We start from the raw sequence: 17,027 nt of genomic DNA, 5'->3' as shown, positions 1-17,027 counted from the left end.
GGTGAAGCAGTAATCTCGCAATGCCAGCAATAAAAAATGGGGCGCTTAGGCGCCCCGTTTTCTTTGTGCCGCGTGTTGCGCTGATTATGCGTCGCGCAATTCACGCGCGACCGTTTCCACGACGTCCGCCCATGCGTGGGGGCGCGGCTGACGCACGAGCCGCGCGCGCGGGTACCAGGGGCTTTCATCGGTATCCGCGAACCAGCGCCAGTCGGCGGCGAACGGCAGCATGACCCAGAGTCGGGCGCCAAGCGCGCCCGCCAGGTGGGCAATCGACGTGTCGATCGACACGACCGCGTCCAGACGTTCGATGACGGCTGCGGTATCCGCGAAATCCTGCAGTTTGCTGCCGAGACGATGGATCGAGCGCGAGCGCGGATGGGCGTCGAGCGCCGCGTGTTCGGCTGCGCTGAGTTCGGGCTGCAGCACGATCCAGTCGATACCGTCGAGCGCAAAGAGCGGTTCGAGCGCGGCGAGCGCAACGGCGCGGTTCTCGTGCTTCTGGATGCGTCCGGACCATGCGAGTCCGATCTTGCGGCGCGCCTGGCCGCCCAGCGAGCCGCGCCATTTACGCCCGTAGGCGGGACTGGCGTTGAGATAGGGCGTGCGCGCGGGCAGCGTGTCGATGCTCGTGCCGAGCGCGAGCGGCAGCGAGAGGAGCGGGCAGTGCAGGTCGGCGGCGGGGCGTGGCGCGCCTTGCTCGATGAGCGTGACGCGCCATGCTTCGGCCGCGGGCGCGATGAGCGGCACGAGCGCTCGCTGCACTTCAAGCACGACACGCGCGTTGCCTGATTGCGCCGCGGCCGCCGCGACAAGCGGCACGAAGCGCACGAACTGAAGCGTGTCGCCGAAACCCTGTTCGGCCTCGATCAACAGCGTGCGCCCGTTCAGGGGCTCGCCGTGCCAGCGCGGCAGCGTGCTTTGCGGCGTGCGAGGCGCAATGGATGCCGCCCGTGCGTTCACGGGTGGGGGCAGCGCATAGCCTGCGCCGCGTGGTGCGTTGGCATGCGCCTCGTCGCGGGCGGCCGGATCGAGACGCCATTCGTACTCGGGCAGTCCGCGCCGGAAGTCGCCGAGCGTGAGCCACGTGAGCGCGCGATTCAAATGCGCGGCGGCCAGATCGGGGCGCACACGCAGCGCTTCGTCGAAGGCGCGCAGTGCGGCCGCATGCCGGCCGATTGCGTGATGCGCCACGCCGAGCGCGAGCCAGGCGAGCGCGAATTTCGGATCGAAGCCGATCGCACGCTCATAGGGTCCGATGGCCTCGTCGTGGCGGCCGAGCGCGGCAAGCGCATTGCCGAGCCCGAAGAGGGCCGGCGGGAAGTGGGGCTGCAGCGACAGCGCCGTTTCGAAGGCGGCCACGGCTTCGCGGTGATGGCCGGTCGCATCGAGCGTGTTCGCAAGATTGAAGTGTGCGGCGACGAAGCGCGGCTGCACGCGCAGCGCCTTCTGGAAGTGCTCGATCGCGCTCGCGCTGTCGCCAAGGGCGTTGAGCGACATGCCGAGGTTATTGTGCGCCCCCGCGTGGCCCGGGCGGATCTTGAGCGCGCGGCGAAACGAGTCGGCGGCTTCGGCATGGCGGCCGAGCGCGTGCAGCGCGTTGCCAAGATTGTTGTGCGACGAGGCGTCGCCGGGCTGCAGGCGCACGGCCTGGCCGAACGCGTACATCGCGTCCTCGTGGCGGCCGATCGCCGCGTAGGCGTTACCGAGGTTATAGTGCGCGAGCGCAAAAGCGGGCGCGAGCGTAAGGGCGTTGCGAAAGCGCTCGATCGCGCCCTCCAGCTCGCCGAGCGCCTTCAGCGCGTTGCCCAGATTCAGCTGGAGCGCGGCGTCGTCGGGGCGCAAGGCGACCGCGCGGCGCACGAGGTCCGCGGCTTCGGCGTGCTGGCCTCGCTGATGCCGTAGCACGCCGAGCAGATGCAGCGCATCGACGTGCACGGGATCGGCGGCGAGCGTCGCGCGATAGTCGCGCTCGGCGTCGTCCAGCCGGCCGTCGCGATGTGCGGCGTACGCGCGGACAAAAAGCTGTTCCATGACTGAAGAAGCAAAACGATCGAGACACAAAGGCGGCATTTTCCCACACTCGCGGACCTGCTCCAGAAGTTCGCCCGAGTTTGACGGGAATCCGTTGCTGAACTAACATATGAACACGTGTTCATATGTATGATATGTAGCCATGACCCCAGTTTCCGACGACGAGCGTGTCGTCCCGCTTGCCGACCTGTTCCGTTTGCTCGGCGACGCTACGCGCTTGCGCATCGTGCTCGCCTGCGTGCAGGGCCGGCTTGCCGTGGGGGCGATTGCCGACGCGCTCGGTTTGTCGCCCTCGCTCGTGAGCCATCATCTGCGGCTCCTGCGTGGCGCGCGCATCGTGCGCGCCGAACGTGCGGGCAAGCAGGTGTTCTATGCCGCCGCGGACGCGCATATCAGCGCGATGATCGCCGGCATGCTGGAACACGTTGCCGAGCCTTCGGCGCAATGGCAGGAGGGCGCATGAGTGCCGCCGACCACGAGCATGCGCATGACGCCAAAGGCGTAGGGAAGCACGAGGACAAGGGTGAGCATGGCCACGATCATGCGCATGACGGCGCTGGCGCGCACGACGCTCACGCGGCGCAAGGGCACGGCCACCATCACCATCATCACGCACCTGTTGCGGGGCATGGCCGCGCGTTCGCCATCGCCGTCGCGCTGAACGTATTCATCGTCGTCGTCCAGACGGTGTACGGCGTGCTTGCCCATTCCACCGCGCTGCTCGCCGACGCCGGCCACAATCTCTCCGACGTGCTCGGCCTGTTGCTCGCCTGGGGCGCCGCGTGGCTCGCAACCCGCCGTCCGTCTGCGCGCTTCACGTTCGGCTTTGGCAGCTCGTCGATTCTCGCCTCGCTCGCCAACGCCGCGTTGCTCCTTCTCGCGTGCGGCGCAATCCTCGCGCAGGCGGTTGGGCGCCTCTTCCATCCTGCGCCGGTCGCGGGCTTCGACGTGTTCGTCGTGGCGACCATCGGCATGGTGGTCAACGGGTTTTCGGCGTGGCTGTTCATGCGCGGGCAGAAGGACGACCTGAACATTCGCGGCGCCTTCCTGCATATGGCCGCCGACGCCGGCGTGTCCGCCGCCGTGGCCGTGAGCGGTCTGGTGATTCTCGCAACCGGCCGCAGCTGGATCGATCCGCTCATGTCCATCGCGGTCGTGCTCGTGATCGTGTACGGCACCTGGGGGCTGCTGCGCGAGTCGGTGCGGCTCGCGCTCGCCGCAGTGCCCGAGAACGTCGACATCGTGCGCGTGCGCAGCTTTCTCTCGCAGCAGGAAGGCGTAGTCGATGTGCATGACCTGCATGTCTGGGCGCTTTCGACCACGGGCTGTGCGCTCAGCGCGCATCTCGTGATGCCGGCGGGGCACCCCGGGGACGCCGCCCTCGATCGCATGGTCGAGTCGCTCGAAGTGCGCTTCGGCATGCGGCACGTCACGCTACAGGTGGATCTCGGTACGAGCGAGCATCGCTGCGCGCTGGACATGCCGCGCGCCGCGCACAAGCATGCGCACGGCCATCCGCACGCACACTGAAGCGCGGCAATTTGCAGCGCGGCGTGCCGAGCCGTCCAGGCTGCTTTTGATGCGCTGCCGCGCGACCGCTTAAGGCGCGGGCGATACACTACGTAACGTGTCGAGCGCATGGAGGTCTGCATGGCCGTGGCTTCTTCTCTCGCGCCCGTGCTTATCGTGGGTGCGGGGCCTACCGGGCTCGCCGCCGCGATGAGTCTTGCGCGCGCGCATATTCCCGTGCGGCTGATCGATCGCGCGCCGCAGCCAGGACGCCACTCGCGGGCGATCGGCATTCAGGCGCGCACGCTCGAACTGTTCGAGCAGCATCGCGTCGTCGAGCCATTTCTCGAGCTTGGCCACCGCGCGCATATCGCGAATCTTTATTCGAACGGCCAGCGCCGTGCGCGGCTCGACTTCGATCCGCTCTTCACGCGTTATCCCTATTTGCTCTTCATTGAGCAGACCGTTACCGAGCGCATTCTCGCCGGGCATCTCGCGACGCTTGGCGTGGAGATCGAGCGCGGCTGCGAGTTGCTGGAGTACACCCAGGGCTCGGCCGGTGCGAGCGCGGAAGTGCGCCGCCCCGACGGCCGCGTGGAGTCGCTGCGCTGCGCTTATGTGATTGCCGCCGACGGCGCGCATAGCACGGTGCGCCATCGCCTCGACATGAAGTTCGACGGCGAGACGATGGCGCAATCGTTCCTGCTCGCCGACCTGAGCGCGAGCACGCCCTGGTCCGACGACGAATTCCACATCTTCGCCTCGGGCGATGGGCTTGCCGCGCTTTTCCCGTTCGGCCACGGCCGCTACCGCCTGATCGCCGATCACAAGGCGATGCTGCCCGCCGCGCCGGAAGGCACGATCCCCGTGCCCACGCTGGAAGAATGCCGCGAGATCATCCAGCAGCGCGTGCATCACCCGGTGTCCGTCTCGGACATGGGTTGGGCCTCCTACTTCAGCGTGAACAGCCGCATGGTGCGGCAACTACGCGTGGAGCGCACCTTTTTTGCCGGCGACGCCGCGCACGTACACAGTCCTGCAGGCGCGCAGGGCTTGAACACGGGCATCCAGGAAGCCTTCAACCTCGGCTGGAAGATCGCGCGTGTGCACGCTCGCGGCGCGCCGGAGCGCCTGCTCGACACCTATCACGCGGAGCGCTACCCGATCGAGCGGCTCGTGCTGCAGCAGACGAGCTTCATGACGCAACTGGTGGAGGCCGATCACGGCCCGCTCAAGCTGCTGCGCGAGCGCGTGATGCCGGCGCTCGTCGCGCTCGGGCCGCTGCGCGACGCGGCGCGCCAGGCGGTGAGCGAGCTGTCGATCCAGTATCGCCGCAGCCCGCTCACGCTCGAGCGCGTGCTGGACGGCGGCCCGCGCGCGGGCGAGCGCGCCCCGGACGCTTTCGTGCGCGTGGTCGACGGTCCGCTAGGCAAGGCGCCGGGCAAGGGGCGCATCTTCGATCTGCACGACCCGGCGTGTTTCTCGTTGTTCATGCTCGTCGAGGGCGATGCAGATATCGCAGGCGCGGCGGCAAGAAACGGCGAAGAAGCGGGCGCTACGCTCAAGCGTTTCGTCGAAGCCGTCGAGCGGCTCTTTCCGCAAGCGCTGCGAGTGTGGTGGATCGCCGATCTCGCCAACGGCGAGACGCCGCTGGCGGGCGAGGGCGCGGCCTCGCTAAGCGAATCGTACGGGCGCACGCGGCCCGCGTTTTATCTGGTGCGGCCCGACGGCTATATCGGTGCGCGGGGGCGTCCCGCGTCGGACCTCAATGCGTTGCTGCGCCACTGCGAGACGTGGTACGCGGCAGCGGGATTCGCACAGGCGCCGCCGGTCTGAGCGAACCGGCGGCGCCGTGCGCGCGCTGCAATGGCGCTGGCCTGGCTGGTACAGATCAAGCCGCCACGGGCATCAACGCCTCGCGATGCTTCGTGAGCGAGGCGAGCACGATTTCCGTGAAGCCCGCTTGCTCGCCTGCGCCTTCGCCATCGAGTGCCGCGAGCAGCGTGCGGCGCATGCGCGGCTCCCAGAACTTGCGGATGTGCTCCGCGATGCCCGTGAGCGCTTCTTCGCGATCGGGCAGCGAGTCGAAGAACATGCCTATCTGGTTCGCCATTTCGATCAAGTGATCGGCTTTCATCGCTTTATTTCCCTGAGGTTGTAAGCGGTTCTCGCTTGCTCAGCAGCTCGAGCTGGGTCGTGTTGAAGCGCGAGTATTCGCGCTGCCATTCCGAGGGCTGCTGCACGTGGCTGACCTGCACCGCCGTCACCTTGTATTCCGGGCAGTTCGTGGCCCAGTCGGAGGCATCCGTGGTGATGACGTTCGCACCCGATTCGGGGAAGTGGAACGTCGTGTAGACCACGCCCGGCTGCATGCGCGTGCTGACCTTTGCGCGCAGCACCGTATGCCCCGCGCGCGATTCGATGCCCACCCAGTCGCCGTCGCGAATGCCACGGTCTTCGGCGTCCACCGGATGGATCTCGAGGCGGTCTTCTTCGTGCCAGCGCGAATTCTCGGTGCGGCGGGTTTGCGCGCCCACGTTGTACTGCGAGAGGATGCGGCCCGTCGTGAGCAGGAGCGGGAAGCGGCGCGTGACCTTCTCCGGCGAGGCGATGAACTTCGTGATGACGAACTTGCCCTTGCCGCGCACGAATGCGTCGATGTGCATGATCGGCGTGCCATCGGGCGCTTCCTCGTTGCACGGCCACTGGATGCTGCCCATCTCGTCGAGCCGCTTGTACGAGACGCCGTGGAACGTAGGCGTGAGGCGCGCGATCTCATCCATGATCTGCGACGGATGCGTGTAGCCCATCTCGTAGCCAAGGGCGCGAGCGAGCAGGATCGTCGCTTCCCAGTCCGAGTAGCCGGCGACAGGCGGCATGACCTTGCGCACGCGCGAGATGCGGCGTTCGGCGTTGGTGAACGTGCCATCCTTCTCCAGGAACGACGAGCCCGGCAGCAGGACGTGCGCGTACTTCGCCGTTTCGTTCAGGAAGATGTCCTGTACGACGATGCATTCCATCGACGAAAGCGCGGCCGCCACGTGCTGCGTGTTCGGGTCGGACTGAACGATGTCCTCGCCCTGGCAGTAGAGGCCCATGAAGGTGCCGTCGAGCGCTGCCTCGAACATGTTCGGAATGCGCAGGCCAGGCTCGCTTTGCAGCGCGACGTTCCAGGCGTCTTCGAAGAGCGCGCGCGTCGTGGCGTCGCCCACGTGGCGATAGCCCGGCAGCTCGTGCGGGAAGGAGCCCATGTCGCACGAGCCCTGCACGTTGTTCTGTCCGCGCAGCGGATTCACGCCCACGCCTTCGCGGCCGATGTTGCCCGTGGCCATCGCGAGGTTGGCGATGCCCATCACCATGGTCGAGCCTTGCGCGTGTTCCGTGACGCCGAGGCCATAGTAGATCGCCGAATTGCCTTGCTGCGCGTAGAGACGCGCGGCGGCGCGAACCTGCTCGGCCGGCACGCCGGTCACTTCGGCCATGGCTTCTGGCGAGTTTTCCGGCAGCGAGACAAAGTCGCGCCATTGCTCGAACGCGCGCGTTTCGCAGCGCTCGGCCACGAACGACTCGTTCACGAGCCCTTCAGTGACGATCACGTGCGCGATCGAGTTGACCATCGCGACGTTGGTGCCCGGACGCAGTTGCAGGTGATATTCGGCCTTCACGTGCGCGGTATCGACGATATCGATGCGGCGCGGATCGACAACGATCAGCTTCGCGCCCTGACGCACGCGGCGCTTGAGCCGCGAGCCGAACACGGGGTGGCCGTCGGTGGGATTCGCGCCGATCACCATGATCACGTCGGAGTGATCGACCGAGGCGAAGGTCTGCGTACCCGCCGATTCGCCGAGCGTCGTCTTCAGGCCATAGCCCGTGGGCGAGTGGCACACGCGTGCGCAGGTGTCGACGTTGTTGTTGCCGAACGCGGCGCGCACGAGCTTCTGCACGAGATACGTTTCCTCGTTCGTGCAGCGCGACGACGTGATGCCGCCGATCGAATCGCGCCCGTGCTTCGCCTGGATGCGGCGGAACTCGCTCGCGGCGTAGTTGATCGCTTCGTCCCAGCTCACTTCGCGCCACGGATCGGTGATCTTCGTGCGGATCATCGGCTTTTTGATGCGGTCCTTGTGCGTGGCGTAGCCCCAGGCGAAGCGGCCCTTCACGCAGGCATGGCCTTCATTCGCCTGGCCGTTCTTGTGCGGCACCATGCGCACGACTTCGTTGCCCTTCATCTCGGCCTTGAGCGAGCAGCCCACGCCGCAATAGGCGCAAGTCGTCACGACCGAATGTTCGGCCTGGCCCAGCATCACGACGGTTTTTTCCTGCAGCGTGGCGGTCGGGCACGCGGCCACGCAGGCGCCGCACGACACGCATTCCGAGTCCATGAACGCTTCGCTCGCGCCGGCGGCGACACGCGATTCGAAGCCGCGCCCGGCGATGGTCAGCGCGAACGTGCCCTGCGTCTCTTCACACGCGCGCACGCAGCGATTGCAGACGATGCACTTCGACGGGTCGTACGTGAAGTACGGATTCGATTCGTCTTTCTTGTCTTTCAGGTGATTCGCGCCGTCAAAGCCATAGCGCACTTCGCGCAGGCCCGTGACGCCCGCCATGTCCTGCAGTTCGCAGTCGCCATTGGCGGGGCAGGTGAGGCAGTCGAGCGGGTGATCGGAGATGTACAGCTCCATCACGTTGCGGCGCAGCTTTTGCAGCTGATTGCTTTGCGTGCGCACCTTCATGCCCGCTTCGACGGGCGTCGTGCACGAAGCGGGGTAGCCGCGGCGGCCTTCGATTTCCACGAGACACAGGCGGCACGAACCGAACGGCTCGAGCGAATCGGTGGCGCACAGCTTGGGCACGTTGATGCCGGCCTCGATGGAGGCGCGCATCACCGAAGTGCCGGCCGGCACCGTGACGGACTGGCCGTCGATTTCGAGCGTGACGTCGACGTCGGCGTGGACGAGCGGCGTGCCGAAATCGGTGTCGTCGAAGGGCGAGCGTTGCTTCATTGCGGCCGATTTGCAGGCGCAATTGCCGGAACCGCAACCACCGGCTTGGGACATGAGCGTGTCGGACATGGTGGTTCCTCGTTCAGGCTGCTGCTGCCGGAGCGGCAACAGGTTCGAGACCGAAATCTTCAGGGAAATAGTTGAGTGCGGAGATCACGGGGTAGGGCGTCATGCCGCCCATTGCGCAGAGCGACCCGGACACCATCGTCTCGCACAGGTCGCGCAACAGCGTGACCTGCTTCTCCGACGTGTCGCCCTTGCGGATCTTCGCGATCACCTCGACGCCGCGCGTCGAACCGATGCGGCACGGCGTGCACTTGCCGCACGATTCGAGCGTGCAGAACTCCATGGCGTACTGGGCGAGTTCGGCGAGATTCGACGTATCGTCGTGCACGACGAGGCCGCCATGGCCCACGACCGCGCCGACGGCCGCATACGCTTCGTAGTCCATGGGAATGTCCCACTGGCTTTCGGGCAGATAGGTGCCGAGCGGGCCGCCCACCTGCACGGCGCGCGCCGGACGGCCGCTGGCGGTGCCGCCGCCGTAGTCGACCATCAGCTCGCGCAGCGTCACGCCGAACGCAAGCTCGACGAGGCCGCCACGCGCGATGTTGCCCGCAAGCTGGAACGGCAGCGTGCCGCGCGAGCGGCCCATGCCGAAGTCCTTGTAAAACGCCGCGCCCTTCGCAAAGATGATCGGCACCGTGGCGAGCGTAATGACGTTGTTGATGACCGTGGGCTTGCCGTAGAGACCGGAGAGCGCGGGCAGCGGCGGCTTGGCGCGCACGATGCCGCGCTTGCCTTCGAGCGATTCGAGCAGCGCCGTTTCCTCGCCGCACACGTAAGCGCCCGCGCCCTTGGCCACGAACAGCTCGAAGCGCTTGCCGCTGCCGAGCACGTCGTCGCCGAGCCAGCCCGCCGCACGTGCGCGCTGGATGGCTTCCTCGAGCGCCGCGATCGAATGCGGATATTCGCTGCGCACGTAGATATGGCCAACGGTGGCGCCCACCGCAATGCCCGCGATCGTCATGCCCTCGATCAGCACATACGGGTCGCTTTCCATGACGAGGCGGTCCGAGAACGTGCCCGAATCGCCTTCGTCGGCATTGCAGACGATGTACTTCTGGTCGGCTTGCGCATTCGCGACCGTGCGCCATTTGATGCCGGCCGGGAACGCGGCGCCGCCGCGGCCACGCAGGCCCGATTCGACGAGCGCTTCGCAGATCGTGGCGCCGGTCATCGTCAACGCATTGCGCAATCCTTCGAGGCCGCCGTGGGCGACGTAGTCGTCGGTGGAAAGCGGGTCGGTGATGCCGATGCGCGCGAACGTGAGGCGCTGCTGTTTGCGCAGATACGGAATCTGCTCGACGAGCCCGACGCTGCGCGCGTGCTGGCCGCCTTGCAGGAAGCCGGCGTCGAAGAGCGCGCCCACTTCATCGGGCTCGACGTTCGCGTAGCCGACGCGGCCGTCGGGCGTTTGCACTTCGACGAGCGGTTCGAGATAAAGCAGGCCGCGCGAGCCGTTGCGCACGAGTTCGATGCTCGCGCCGCGCGCGGCGGCCTCACGTTCGATGGCTTCGGCGATGGCATCCGCGCCGAGCGCGAGGGCCGAGGAGTCGCGGGGTACGTACACGCGTGTCATGCGGCCTCCTCGGTGCGGGCGACCGCCGTCATGGCGGCGGCGAAGAGCTTGTCGAACTTCTGCGGGGTCACTTTTGCGTGCAAGGTGCCGTTAATCATCATGGCAGGCGAGAGCGCACATTGGCCGAGGCAATAGACGGACTCCAGCGCGACCGGACCTTCGTGGGCATGCGCGTGTTCGGCGTCGTGGCCGTGCTGTCCGAACCGGCAGCCGGTATGCGCCTCGACGTGCTGCGCGAGCGCTTCGCTGCCCATGCTGCGGCACGCCTCGGCGCGGCACAGCTGGACCGTGACCGGCGCGGGCGGCGCAGTGCGGAAGTGGTGGTAGTAGGTGATCACGCCGTGCACCTCGGCGCGCGAAAGACTCAGCGCCTTCGAGAGCGGCACGACGGTGGACGGCGGCACGAAGCCGACGTCGTCCTGGATCGCATGCAGGATCGCAAGCAATGTGCGGCCCGGTTGCGCGTGACGCAGGACGAGATCGTCCGGCGTGCTAACAGCTGTCTCTTCCATCATGGGGCTTCTCCTGGGCGTATATGCACTTGTTATTCATAAAGTGTGCATCTATGCTGCGGTTGTCTTGTTGTCTGACCGAACAATAGGCCCGTGGAAAGGCAGACGCAATAGGAAGGAGCATTTCATAATGATCAAGGTCGAGTGCCATGCGCAGCTAGTCGTGCGCGACGCGGATGGCCGCGAGGCAAGCCTGACGGACGTTGTGCCGTTGCTTGCGCTTGTCGCGGAAGAAGGAAGCATTGCGCAGGCCGCGCAGCGTAAGGGTTTGTCCTATCGCCATGCGTGGGGTGTTTTGCGCGAAGTGGAGGAGCGCCTGGGCGGCGCGCTGATCGCGAAAGCGCGCGGCCGCGGCTCCGTGCTCTCCGAACTGGGCGAGGCTGTGCTGCGCTCGCAGCGCCTGTGCGGGGAACGCCTGCAGGGTAATCTCGAGGCGCTGGCAAGCGAGGTGGCGAGCGACCTGAACCGCTGGCTCGCGCCTCACGCGCAGGATCTGCGCATCCACGCTTCGCACGGCTATGCGGTGGCGGCGCTCGTGACGGCGCTCGTCGCCGACCAGGTGCCCGTGGAGATCAAGTACCGCGATAGCGTCGATGCGATCACGGCGCTCGCGCGCGGCGAATGCGATTTAGCGGGCTTTCATTTGCCGCGCGGCGACTTTCGCGCCGCTTGTGCCAACGCCTATCGCAGCTGGCTCGACCCGCAGCGGCACGTGCTTATCCATCTGACGCAGCGCAAACAGGGGCTCTTCGTCGGGCGCGGCAACCCGAAGCACGTCAAGGGCCTGGCCGACCTCGCGCGCGGCGATATCCGCTTTGTGAACCGGCAGCCGGGCTCGGGCACGCGCATGCTGATCGACCTGCTGCTCACTCGCATCGGCGTCGATCCCGAGCGCGTGAACGGCTATGCGTCTTCGGAGCTCACGCACTCGGCGATTGCCGCGTTCGTGGCGAGCGGCATGGCCGACGTGGGTTTCGGCGTGGAGCCGGCTGCGCACCACTTCGGCCTCGATTTCATTGAAATCGCCGACGAAGACTACTATTTCGCGTGTGATCGTGGTCACCTCGCACACGAGCCGCTGGCGACGGTTCTGTCGTTGCTGCGCGGTGCCGGGTTCCGCGCTTCGGTTGCCCAGCTCGAAGGGTACGATCCGGCCGCGTGCGGTGACGTCGTGGAACTCGAAGCTGCATGGGGCGAGCCGCGGGCGTTGTAATAGAAGGCAACGTATTGGTCGGACTACGCTGCAGACTGCGGCGCTTTTTGTGATACTTTCAGTTTGTATTCGCTCTCACGTTTCAGATGCGCGTTCGTCGCGCCGATCGACCATGAAATTTGTCCTCAAAGTTGGTGCTGCCGCCGCTACGGCCGCGGCGTTGTTGGCTACGTTCAACCTCGCATTCGCGCAGAACTCGCCGGGCGTCCCCGGCGGCATTCTGAGCGATCAGTTCAAGTTCAACGAGCATCCGCAAATGCAGTACGCCGCTTCGGCGCCGTCGGACAAGTATCAGCATGGCAAAGCGTCCGCCGCACGTAAGCGTGGTGATCTGGGTGATCCGAACGGCTGTAATCTGCAGTGCCCGCAGGACAATTAATCGCGTAAGGGTAGTGGCGGTAGTCGCGCCGCTTGCGGAATAAAAAACTCGCGAGGCCCGAACGGGCTGTCGCGAGTTTTTTTGTGTGCGCGCTTTGCCGGGTTGGGCTAGCCAGCGCCAGGCATCCGTGGAAAGCAAAAAGCCCCGACAGCCTTGCGGCGCCGGGGCTTGAGTCCGTTCGTCGTGGACGACCGGAAATATCTGGTGGAGCCGGCGTCAATATAATCCTCGGGCCAGGGCAAGCTAGGTAAAAGATTGGTGCGCTATTGCTGAGGAAATATGCCCCCAAATGTGCCCCCAAACATGGGTAGGTTTTCATGGGGAGAATGGTTGACTGACGTGCTTTGCAGCCCAAATCTTCTTCTGCCAATTGATTTCATAATATGGTACATGCCTTGCTCGTGCGGTGAATCTTGAGTAGGCTTCAGGCGGTACTGGCAGCGTATGGCCGTTTCACCAACACAAATCTAAGCCAACGAACGTGACGATCGTCTTCAAGAACCCCCCCCTAGTGGAATTGATGGCCGAACTGAGGTGGGGCGCTCCGACGGTGGGCCTTATGCCAGGCGGTTCCGGTATGTTCGCCTTTCCCGCCGGCGGCAATCCACAGCAGTTGCAGATAGCGTTCGCCTCGTCTTACGAAGCGTTCTTTATGAGGTTCGCGGTGGAAGCGCACAAGATGGGCTTCACCATCCAAGAACGCATCGTGCCGCCGAATACGGCGCTTATGCCATTTCAGACTGTTTGGCGTTGGAAGAAACCGGACGTCGACGCGCTGTTTCTACAACTCGGTGTAGGCGTATTCACGGTAAATGGCGGCCCGCCCGCGTACACGCATTGGGATGATCAGTTCGTTACTACGGTACAGGATGGTGTGCGCGGGCTGATTGCAGCGATTGAGACATACCCCGAGCCGCGCCCGACGGCGTTCGGCCAGACGTTGCTCCGATACATCGACTTATTCGATAGTGAATCGGTCAAGGACTCGCCCCCTTTAGCCTTTTTCCGCGACGTCATGGGCTTGAAGATCGACCTTCCCGACACCATTTCGAAGTTTGCCACCGACAACGTGCTGCCTCACCTTGGCCTTCAGGTTCCGATCAGTGACGGGGTAATGAGCCTTACCTTCACGCACGGTGTGGTCGCTGGGCGTAGCGGTCATGTGTTCGACTCGACAGTAACGCGAAATGCCGAAGTGCCGTTCGACGCGGCGGCCGTCGCTGAGAACTTCACGGCGTCCCACGCAATTACGAATGAAATGTTCATGGCGTTGACGAAGCCGCTTCACGGGGAAATGGAGCCAATAAAGTGAACCTATCAATATTGGGGGGGCATGCAGACGGCAAGCCCACGCCAGCGATTGCGCTTCGAAATGCCGTTTTGACTGGTGCTCCAAATTCGACGGCGTTCTCGACGGTTCAACATCTCCCGTCGATCTACGCGGCGGCGTTACCAACAGCAGCCATCATTTGCCAGGTGCAACACAACAGGGAAACTGCGCTCATCGACGAGTACGGGCAACTTCGTGAAAATTGGGACGGCTACGATGCTGATCCGATCAGTGAAGATGCGTGCGCGGCAGCGAAAGAATTTCTTCAATCGTTGCCCTCAAATTTCGCATCGCCTGACCTTTGCCCGAATCCTGGCGGCACGATTTCGATGGAATGGGCATCTGGTAACGGCACGGCTCAAGTAGAGTTCGGTCGAAGCAAATTTAGCTTTTATCTTCGGCGCAAGGGCGCACCCACGCTGTATCACAGGGGGGAGGCAAAGTCTGCATCAACCGTCTACGCGTTCTTGGCGGTGTTGTATGCAAACCCGCGTCCCAGATCCATTACGCAGATCGGTTATTGATCAGACTTGGATATGGCAGAGGACGTCGAAAAAGTCATTAACGACAATGAGAACGTCGTTCGGGGCATCTGCACTCCGTACCACTACGACTCCAGGAAGGGCAGGCTGAAAAAAGGCGCGTTCAAGCAGAAAGATCCAACGCGCGGCGTCTCGACATATCGCACGATTATTCTTTCTGCTGACAATTGCAAGCAGCGCGCGAAATCGTTGGGCAATGCCGACAAGCAATATGTCGGCTTGGCAACGGTTGCCGCTGGGGCTGTGCGTTCCGCGAACGCGGCTATTGAAGACACGCGCGAGGCGATGTTTTACGGGCACGCTGATATTTTCATCGTTACCGGCGCTGACGGCTACGAGCACGAAGCTGGAGAACCTTTACCGCCAGAAATATCGGAGTTGGTCGACGGCCGCATTGATGCGATTCTTGCCTCGACGAATTTCTATCTCGATCCGCAACCGGAAGCCGACGAATGGCAGGGTCCGGGCCTTATCGCCGCGTGAGATCGTGTCGTTCAAGTTTTTGAGGTTTCGTGAGCGGTGCACACTCGCGCGCGCGCCCGCGTGAGAGCGGGCCAATACCTTACGGCGGGCGTGAATCCTTGTCGAATTCCTGCACGTCATCCGCGGTTACGTAACAGCCGCTGCCATCGGGGCGCAACACCCAGCAACGGGTTATGTATGGCCCATTTACGTTGCTGGGTCGCAGCGAGTGGAGGATTTCATTCCGCGCACGCTGCACGCGCCGGGCAAACTCGCGAGCCTCCTGCGGGGTTTCATTGCGGGCGCACACGTTCGCCCGCAACAGCCGGTTGAGCACAGCCGATTGCGATTCTCCGCGTTGCCTTAGCGCTGCCAGATTCCGGCGTGCCTCGGCGCATAGGAAAAAGCTCACGCGTGAGAAACCCGCCGCCGCCAGCATTTCCCGATGCCGCGCCATGCGCTCATCAAAACTCGATTCGCTCATAGTGCCCCCGCCTCCGCGCGCTGGCGCCCCGCTTCGACCTCGCGGACCACGGAAGCCCAGGCGCTCACCGTCGTTGCGCAGACGATCTCAAAATCCTGCCAACCGTCCACCATCGGCGCGCCAAGCACCACGCTCAACGGCCAATAGACCTGCCACGGGCTCCGGTCGGCGTGCACAAACAGGGCAGGCCGCATACCGACTGCCGTAGCCTGTCGCGCCGCCCACCACACCACAACGTCTCTACGCGGCGCGGTCTTGTGTCGCTTGACCTCGCAACACCACTCGCCGACCTCGATATCGGCGTCGCTGCCGTGCTGGCGGACCTTGCGCGCCACGCTCACACCCAACTCCGCGCCAATCGGGGCGGCGAGTTCCAATTCGCCTCGCGCGCCCTTTCTGCGACTCGTCAACCCGCTCATGCGTTCTCCTTTTCCGGGCCGCCAGTGGCCTCATTGCCTTCGCCTATGCCACCAACCTCGCCAGCGCGTTCCTCGCCCGCAGCGACCGGCATAACCGCATCCATCGGCGTTTTCACGGCAACGAGGCAGCTTTCGCAAAACAGGCCGCGCGCACGGTACAGCCACAACGCCGCGCTCTCGCGTTCGTCCAGCCCGCGCGGCAACCCTTCGACTGTCCGCACAGTAGGCGCGAGATCGGATCTGCCGTGCCGTTCGCAGTAAGCACCAACTGCCCGCCAGCGGCCCTGCGGCCCGACCCATTTATGCGGCGACATTTGCTGCACGCGATAGATCAGGTTCAGCCACCAGGCATGTTCGCGGATCCAGCGCGTTACCGCAGGCCATTGCGTCGCGTTCGCGGCAGCGTGCTGGGCGCAGACCCAGGAGCCGCCCGCCTTGACAGTCGGAAAGCCGACGCAGCCGCAAGCCGCGCAGCATAGGGAATCGTCTGTGGGATTCATCGAATCACCTTGCTTCGCAGCAACTTCAACGATTCGGCGACCGCCGCGCGCGAGGCAGCCGTTCCGCGCGTGGGCGATTCGCTCGCGCTGTCCGTAGTGGTACTGCCAACGCCGTCCGATTGATTTTTCCGATTGCTTTTACTGATTCCGGGGGCAGCCAGCGGCCCCCTTTCTGTGAGTGAAACTACCCCCTTTCCGTTAGCCAAATTGCCCCCTTTCCTCCCGACAAAGGGGGCGAAATTCTGACCTCTTGTGGAGTCCTTAACGGGGCGGCTAGCTGCCCTCTTTGCGCTGGTTGTGGCATTCGGCTTTGACGGTTTCGCGCGCTTTGCTTGGCGCAGTGCATCAACCGGGGGTAGCGATAGCTTGTAGACGCGGATTTGGCCCGTCTGCCCAACGCGCTTTTCTGTATCGACAAGAAACCCGTTGGCGCGAAGCTCGCGTAGCGAGTGCTTGACCGTGCTGCGGCAAAGTCCAGTCTCGGCGCACAGGTACGCGATGGACGGGAAAACCAAACCGTCCGGGTTCGCCATGTCGGCCAATGTCAGCGCGACTGGCAACAAAGGGCCAAGCTGGGCTGTCATGGCAGCCACCGAGCGCAGGGCGTCGAAGCTCATGGCGTTCACGCTGCGGGCTGCGTTTCTGCTTTGGGCGTGCCGTAATTTTCCGGGTCGGCCAACCAGGCGAGCAGATCGGCGTTGCGCCAAGCCGCCGTGCGCGGGCCGAGCGAGACGTGCTTTGGGAACAAGCCGCGTTGTTCCTTTTGGCGCACCGTCTCGCGGCCCATACCGACAAGGTTGCGCACGGTTGGCCAACGACTAAAACCTTCGGGCGGCAGCGTCGCCCTCGTGTCGATCATTGCCGCCTCGTTCGCTCGCCTTTTCATCATTCCCCCCTTTTTTCGCCCTACTGGGCGTCACGGTGTCTGGAGGGTAGAAACAAGCGCGCGCTATTTCATGTCGCAAAAGGTGAGGGGGCTTTTTCAGCCGCTG

At 64.5% G+C, this 17,027-nt stretch carries 18 protein-coding genes; 8 read left to right on the top strand and 10 right to left on the bottom strand.

From position 1 onward, the window contains the following. Window positions 1-84: 84 nt before the first annotated feature. Window positions 85-2,034 (bottom strand): tetratricopeptide repeat protein, encoded by a 1,950-nt coding sequence (locus U5A58_RS30360; RefSeq protein ID WP_321964207.1) that lies wholly within the window; start codon window positions 2,032-2,034, stop codon window positions 85-87. A 142-nt stretch (window positions 2,035-2,176) separates the two neighbouring features. On the opposite strand from U5A58_RS30360, the gene U5A58_RS30355 reads away from it, so the two are divergent. The 3 genes from U5A58_RS30355 (at window position 2,177) to U5A58_RS30345 (ending at window position 5,379) form a co-directional block, all read left to right on the top strand. Beyond that, window positions 2,177-2,497: a metalloregulator ArsR/SmtB family transcription factor gene (locus U5A58_RS30355; protein WP_321964206.1), complete on the top strand. Its 321-nt coding sequence runs from the start codon at window positions 2,177-2,179 to the stop codon at window positions 2,495-2,497. Next, window positions 2,494-3,564 (top strand): cation diffusion facilitator family transporter, encoded by a 1,071-nt coding sequence (locus U5A58_RS30350; protein WP_321964205.1) that lies wholly within the window; start codon window positions 2,494-2,496, stop codon window positions 3,562-3,564. Before U5A58_RS30355 ends, U5A58_RS30350 begins: the two co-directional genes overlap by 4 nt. A gap of 120 nt (window positions 3,565-3,684) precedes the next feature. Then, the gene (locus U5A58_RS30345) at window positions 3,685-5,379 is read left to right on the top strand and encodes an FAD-dependent monooxygenase (protein WP_321964204.1); all 1,695 of its coding nucleotides are present in this window, start codon (window positions 3,685-3,687) and stop codon (window positions 5,377-5,379) included. 55 nt (window positions 5,380-5,434) lie between these two features. Here the strand turns inward: U5A58_RS30345 and U5A58_RS30340 are convergent, their stop codons facing one another. From U5A58_RS30340 to U5A58_RS30325, 4 genes are read right to left on the bottom strand one after another with little or no spacing between them, the layout of a single operon-like run. Continuing rightward, complete coding sequence (locus tag U5A58_RS30340) at window positions 5,435-5,680, bottom strand: formate dehydrogenase subunit delta (RefSeq protein WP_321964203.1); 246 nt, start codon at window positions 5,678-5,680, stop codon at window positions 5,435-5,437. A gap of 4 nt (window positions 5,681-5,684) precedes the next feature. Next, on the bottom strand, window positions 5,685-8,621 hold the full coding sequence (gene fdhF, locus U5A58_RS30335) for a formate dehydrogenase subunit alpha (RefSeq protein ID WP_321964202.1): 2,937 nt from the start codon (window positions 8,619-8,621) through the stop codon (window positions 5,685-5,687). Between the two features lie 13 nt (window positions 8,622-8,634). Further along, window positions 8,635-10,194 (bottom strand): formate dehydrogenase beta subunit, encoded by a 1,560-nt coding sequence (locus tag U5A58_RS30330; protein ID WP_321947053.1) that lies wholly within the window; start codon window positions 10,192-10,194, stop codon window positions 8,635-8,637. Then, the gene (locus U5A58_RS30325) at window positions 10,191-10,706 is read right to left on the bottom strand and encodes an NAD(P)H-dependent oxidoreductase subunit E (protein WP_321913987.1); all 516 of its coding nucleotides are present in this window, start codon (window positions 10,704-10,706) and stop codon (window positions 10,191-10,193) included. The genes U5A58_RS30330 and U5A58_RS30325 overlap by 4 nt, the downstream gene beginning before the upstream one ends. A gap of 130 nt (window positions 10,707-10,836) precedes the next feature. Here U5A58_RS30325 and U5A58_RS30320 point away from each other — a divergent pair, with 130 nt between their 5' ends. The 5 genes from U5A58_RS30320 (at window position 10,837) to U5A58_RS30300 (ending at window position 14,653) form a co-directional block, all read left to right on the top strand. Beyond that, on the top strand, window positions 10,837-11,919 hold the full coding sequence (locus U5A58_RS30320; RefSeq protein WP_321913852.1) for a substrate-binding domain-containing protein: 1,083 nt from the start codon (window positions 10,837-10,839) through the stop codon (window positions 11,917-11,919). Between the two features lie 112 nt (window positions 11,920-12,031). Next, window positions 12,032-12,298 carry a hypothetical protein gene (locus U5A58_RS30315; RefSeq protein ID WP_321964201.1) on the top strand — a complete coding sequence of 89 codons (267 nt, stop codon included), beginning with the start codon at window positions 12,032-12,034 and terminating at the stop codon, window positions 12,296-12,298. Between the two features lie 481 nt (window positions 12,299-12,779). Then, the gene (locus tag U5A58_RS30310; protein ID WP_321964200.1) at window positions 12,780-13,610 is read left to right on the top strand and encodes a TIGR04255 family protein; all 831 of its coding nucleotides are present in this window, start codon (window positions 12,780-12,782) and stop codon (window positions 13,608-13,610) included. After that, window positions 13,607-14,152, top strand: a complete 546-nt coding sequence (locus U5A58_RS30305; protein WP_321964199.1) for a hypothetical protein — start codon at window positions 13,607-13,609, stop codon at window positions 14,150-14,152. The genes U5A58_RS30310 and U5A58_RS30305 overlap by 4 nt, the downstream gene beginning before the upstream one ends. Window positions 14,153-14,164: 12 nt before the next feature. Beyond that, window positions 14,165-14,653 carry a hypothetical protein gene (locus U5A58_RS30300; RefSeq protein WP_321964198.1) on the top strand — a complete coding sequence of 163 codons (489 nt, stop codon included), beginning with the start codon at window positions 14,165-14,167 and terminating at the stop codon, window positions 14,651-14,653. Window positions 14,654-14,732: 79 nt separating this feature from the next. Here U5A58_RS30300 and U5A58_RS30295 read toward each other — a convergent pair whose 3' ends face one another. The 5 genes from U5A58_RS30295 to U5A58_RS30275 are packed head-to-tail and all read right to left on the bottom strand — an operon-like array spanning window position 14,733 to window position 16,894. Beyond that, window positions 14,733-15,116 (bottom strand): hypothetical protein, encoded by a 384-nt coding sequence (locus tag U5A58_RS30295; RefSeq protein WP_321964197.1) that lies wholly within the window; start codon window positions 15,114-15,116, stop codon window positions 14,733-14,735. After that, on the bottom strand, window positions 15,113-15,535 hold the full coding sequence (locus U5A58_RS30290; RefSeq protein ID WP_321964196.1) for a hypothetical protein: 423 nt from the start codon (window positions 15,533-15,535) through the stop codon (window positions 15,113-15,115). The genes U5A58_RS30295 and U5A58_RS30290 overlap by 4 nt, the downstream gene beginning before the upstream one ends. Continuing rightward, complete coding sequence (locus U5A58_RS30285; protein ID WP_321964195.1) at window positions 15,532-16,035, bottom strand: hypothetical protein; 504 nt, start codon at window positions 16,033-16,035, stop codon at window positions 15,532-15,534. Before U5A58_RS30285 ends, U5A58_RS30290 begins: the two co-directional genes overlap by 4 nt. Continuing rightward, entirely contained in the window at window positions 16,032-16,652 is a 621-nt protein-coding gene (locus U5A58_RS30280) for a helix-turn-helix domain-containing protein (protein WP_321964194.1), read from the bottom strand. Before U5A58_RS30280 ends, U5A58_RS30285 begins: the two co-directional genes overlap by 4 nt. A 5-nt stretch (window positions 16,653-16,657) precedes the next feature. Beyond that, complete coding sequence (locus U5A58_RS30275; RefSeq protein ID WP_321964193.1) at window positions 16,658-16,894, bottom strand: helix-turn-helix transcriptional regulator; 237 nt, start codon at window positions 16,892-16,894, stop codon at window positions 16,658-16,660. Window positions 16,895-17,027 lie beyond the last annotated feature (133 nt).

The sequence above is a fragment of the Paraburkholderia sp. J7 genome, assembly GCF_905220155.1.
Classification (GTDB): Bacteria; Pseudomonadota; Gammaproteobacteria; order Burkholderiales; family Burkholderiaceae; genus Paraburkholderia.
Note: the sequence above shows the minus strand (reverse complement) of the source record. Positions and strands in the feature narration are given on the sequence as shown.

Coding starts and splice junctions, on each gene's coding strand:
- U5A58_RS30355 (WP_321964206.1), top strand. CDS start 2,177: ATGACCCCAGTTTCCGACGACGAGCGTGTCGTCCCGCTTGCCGACCTG.
- U5A58_RS30300 (WP_321964198.1), top strand. CDS start 14,165: ATGGCAGAGGACGTCGAAAAAGTCATTAACGACAATGAGAACGTCGTT.
- U5A58_RS30330 (WP_321947053.1), bottom strand. CDS start 10,194: ATGACACGCGTGTACGTACCCCGCGACTCCTCGGCCCTCGCGCTCGGC.
- U5A58_RS30315 (WP_321964201.1), top strand. CDS start 12,032: ATGAAATTTGTCCTCAAAGTTGGTGCTGCCGCCGCTACGGCCGCGGCG.
- U5A58_RS30285 (WP_321964195.1), bottom strand. CDS start 16,035: ATGAATCCCACAGACGATTCCCTATGCTGCGCGGCTTGCGGCTGCGTC.
- fdhF (WP_321964202.1), bottom strand. CDS start 8,621: ATGTCCGACACGCTCATGTCCCAAGCCGGTGGTTGCGGTTCCGGCAAT.
- U5A58_RS30290 (WP_321964196.1), bottom strand. CDS start 15,535: ATGAGCGGGTTGACGAGTCGCAGAAAGGGCGCGCGAGGCGAATTGGAA.
- U5A58_RS30345 (WP_321964204.1), top strand. CDS start 3,685: ATGGCCGTGGCTTCTTCTCTCGCGCCCGTGCTTATCGTGGGTGCGGGG.
- U5A58_RS30275 (WP_321964193.1), bottom strand. CDS start 16,894: ATGATCGACACGAGGGCGACGCTGCCGCCCGAAGGTTTTAGTCGTTGG.
- U5A58_RS30340 (WP_321964203.1), bottom strand. CDS start 5,680: ATGAAAGCCGATCACTTGATCGAAATGGCGAACCAGATAGGCATGTTC.
- U5A58_RS30320 (WP_321913852.1), top strand. CDS start 10,837: ATGATCAAGGTCGAGTGCCATGCGCAGCTAGTCGTGCGCGACGCGGAT.
- U5A58_RS30360 (WP_321964207.1), bottom strand. CDS start 2,034: ATGGAACAGCTTTTTGTCCGCGCGTACGCCGCACATCGCGACGGCCGG.
- U5A58_RS30350 (WP_321964205.1), top strand. CDS start 2,494: ATGAGTGCCGCCGACCACGAGCATGCGCATGACGCCAAAGGCGTAGGG.
- U5A58_RS30280 (WP_321964194.1), bottom strand. CDS start 16,652: ATGAGCTTCGACGCCCTGCGCTCGGTGGCTGCCATGACAGCCCAGCTT.
- U5A58_RS30295 (WP_321964197.1), bottom strand. CDS start 15,116: ATGAGCGAATCGAGTTTTGATGAGCGCATGGCGCGGCATCGGGAAATG.
- U5A58_RS30325 (WP_321913987.1), bottom strand. CDS start 10,706: ATGGAAGAGACAGCTGTTAGCACGCCGGACGATCTCGTCCTGCGTCAC.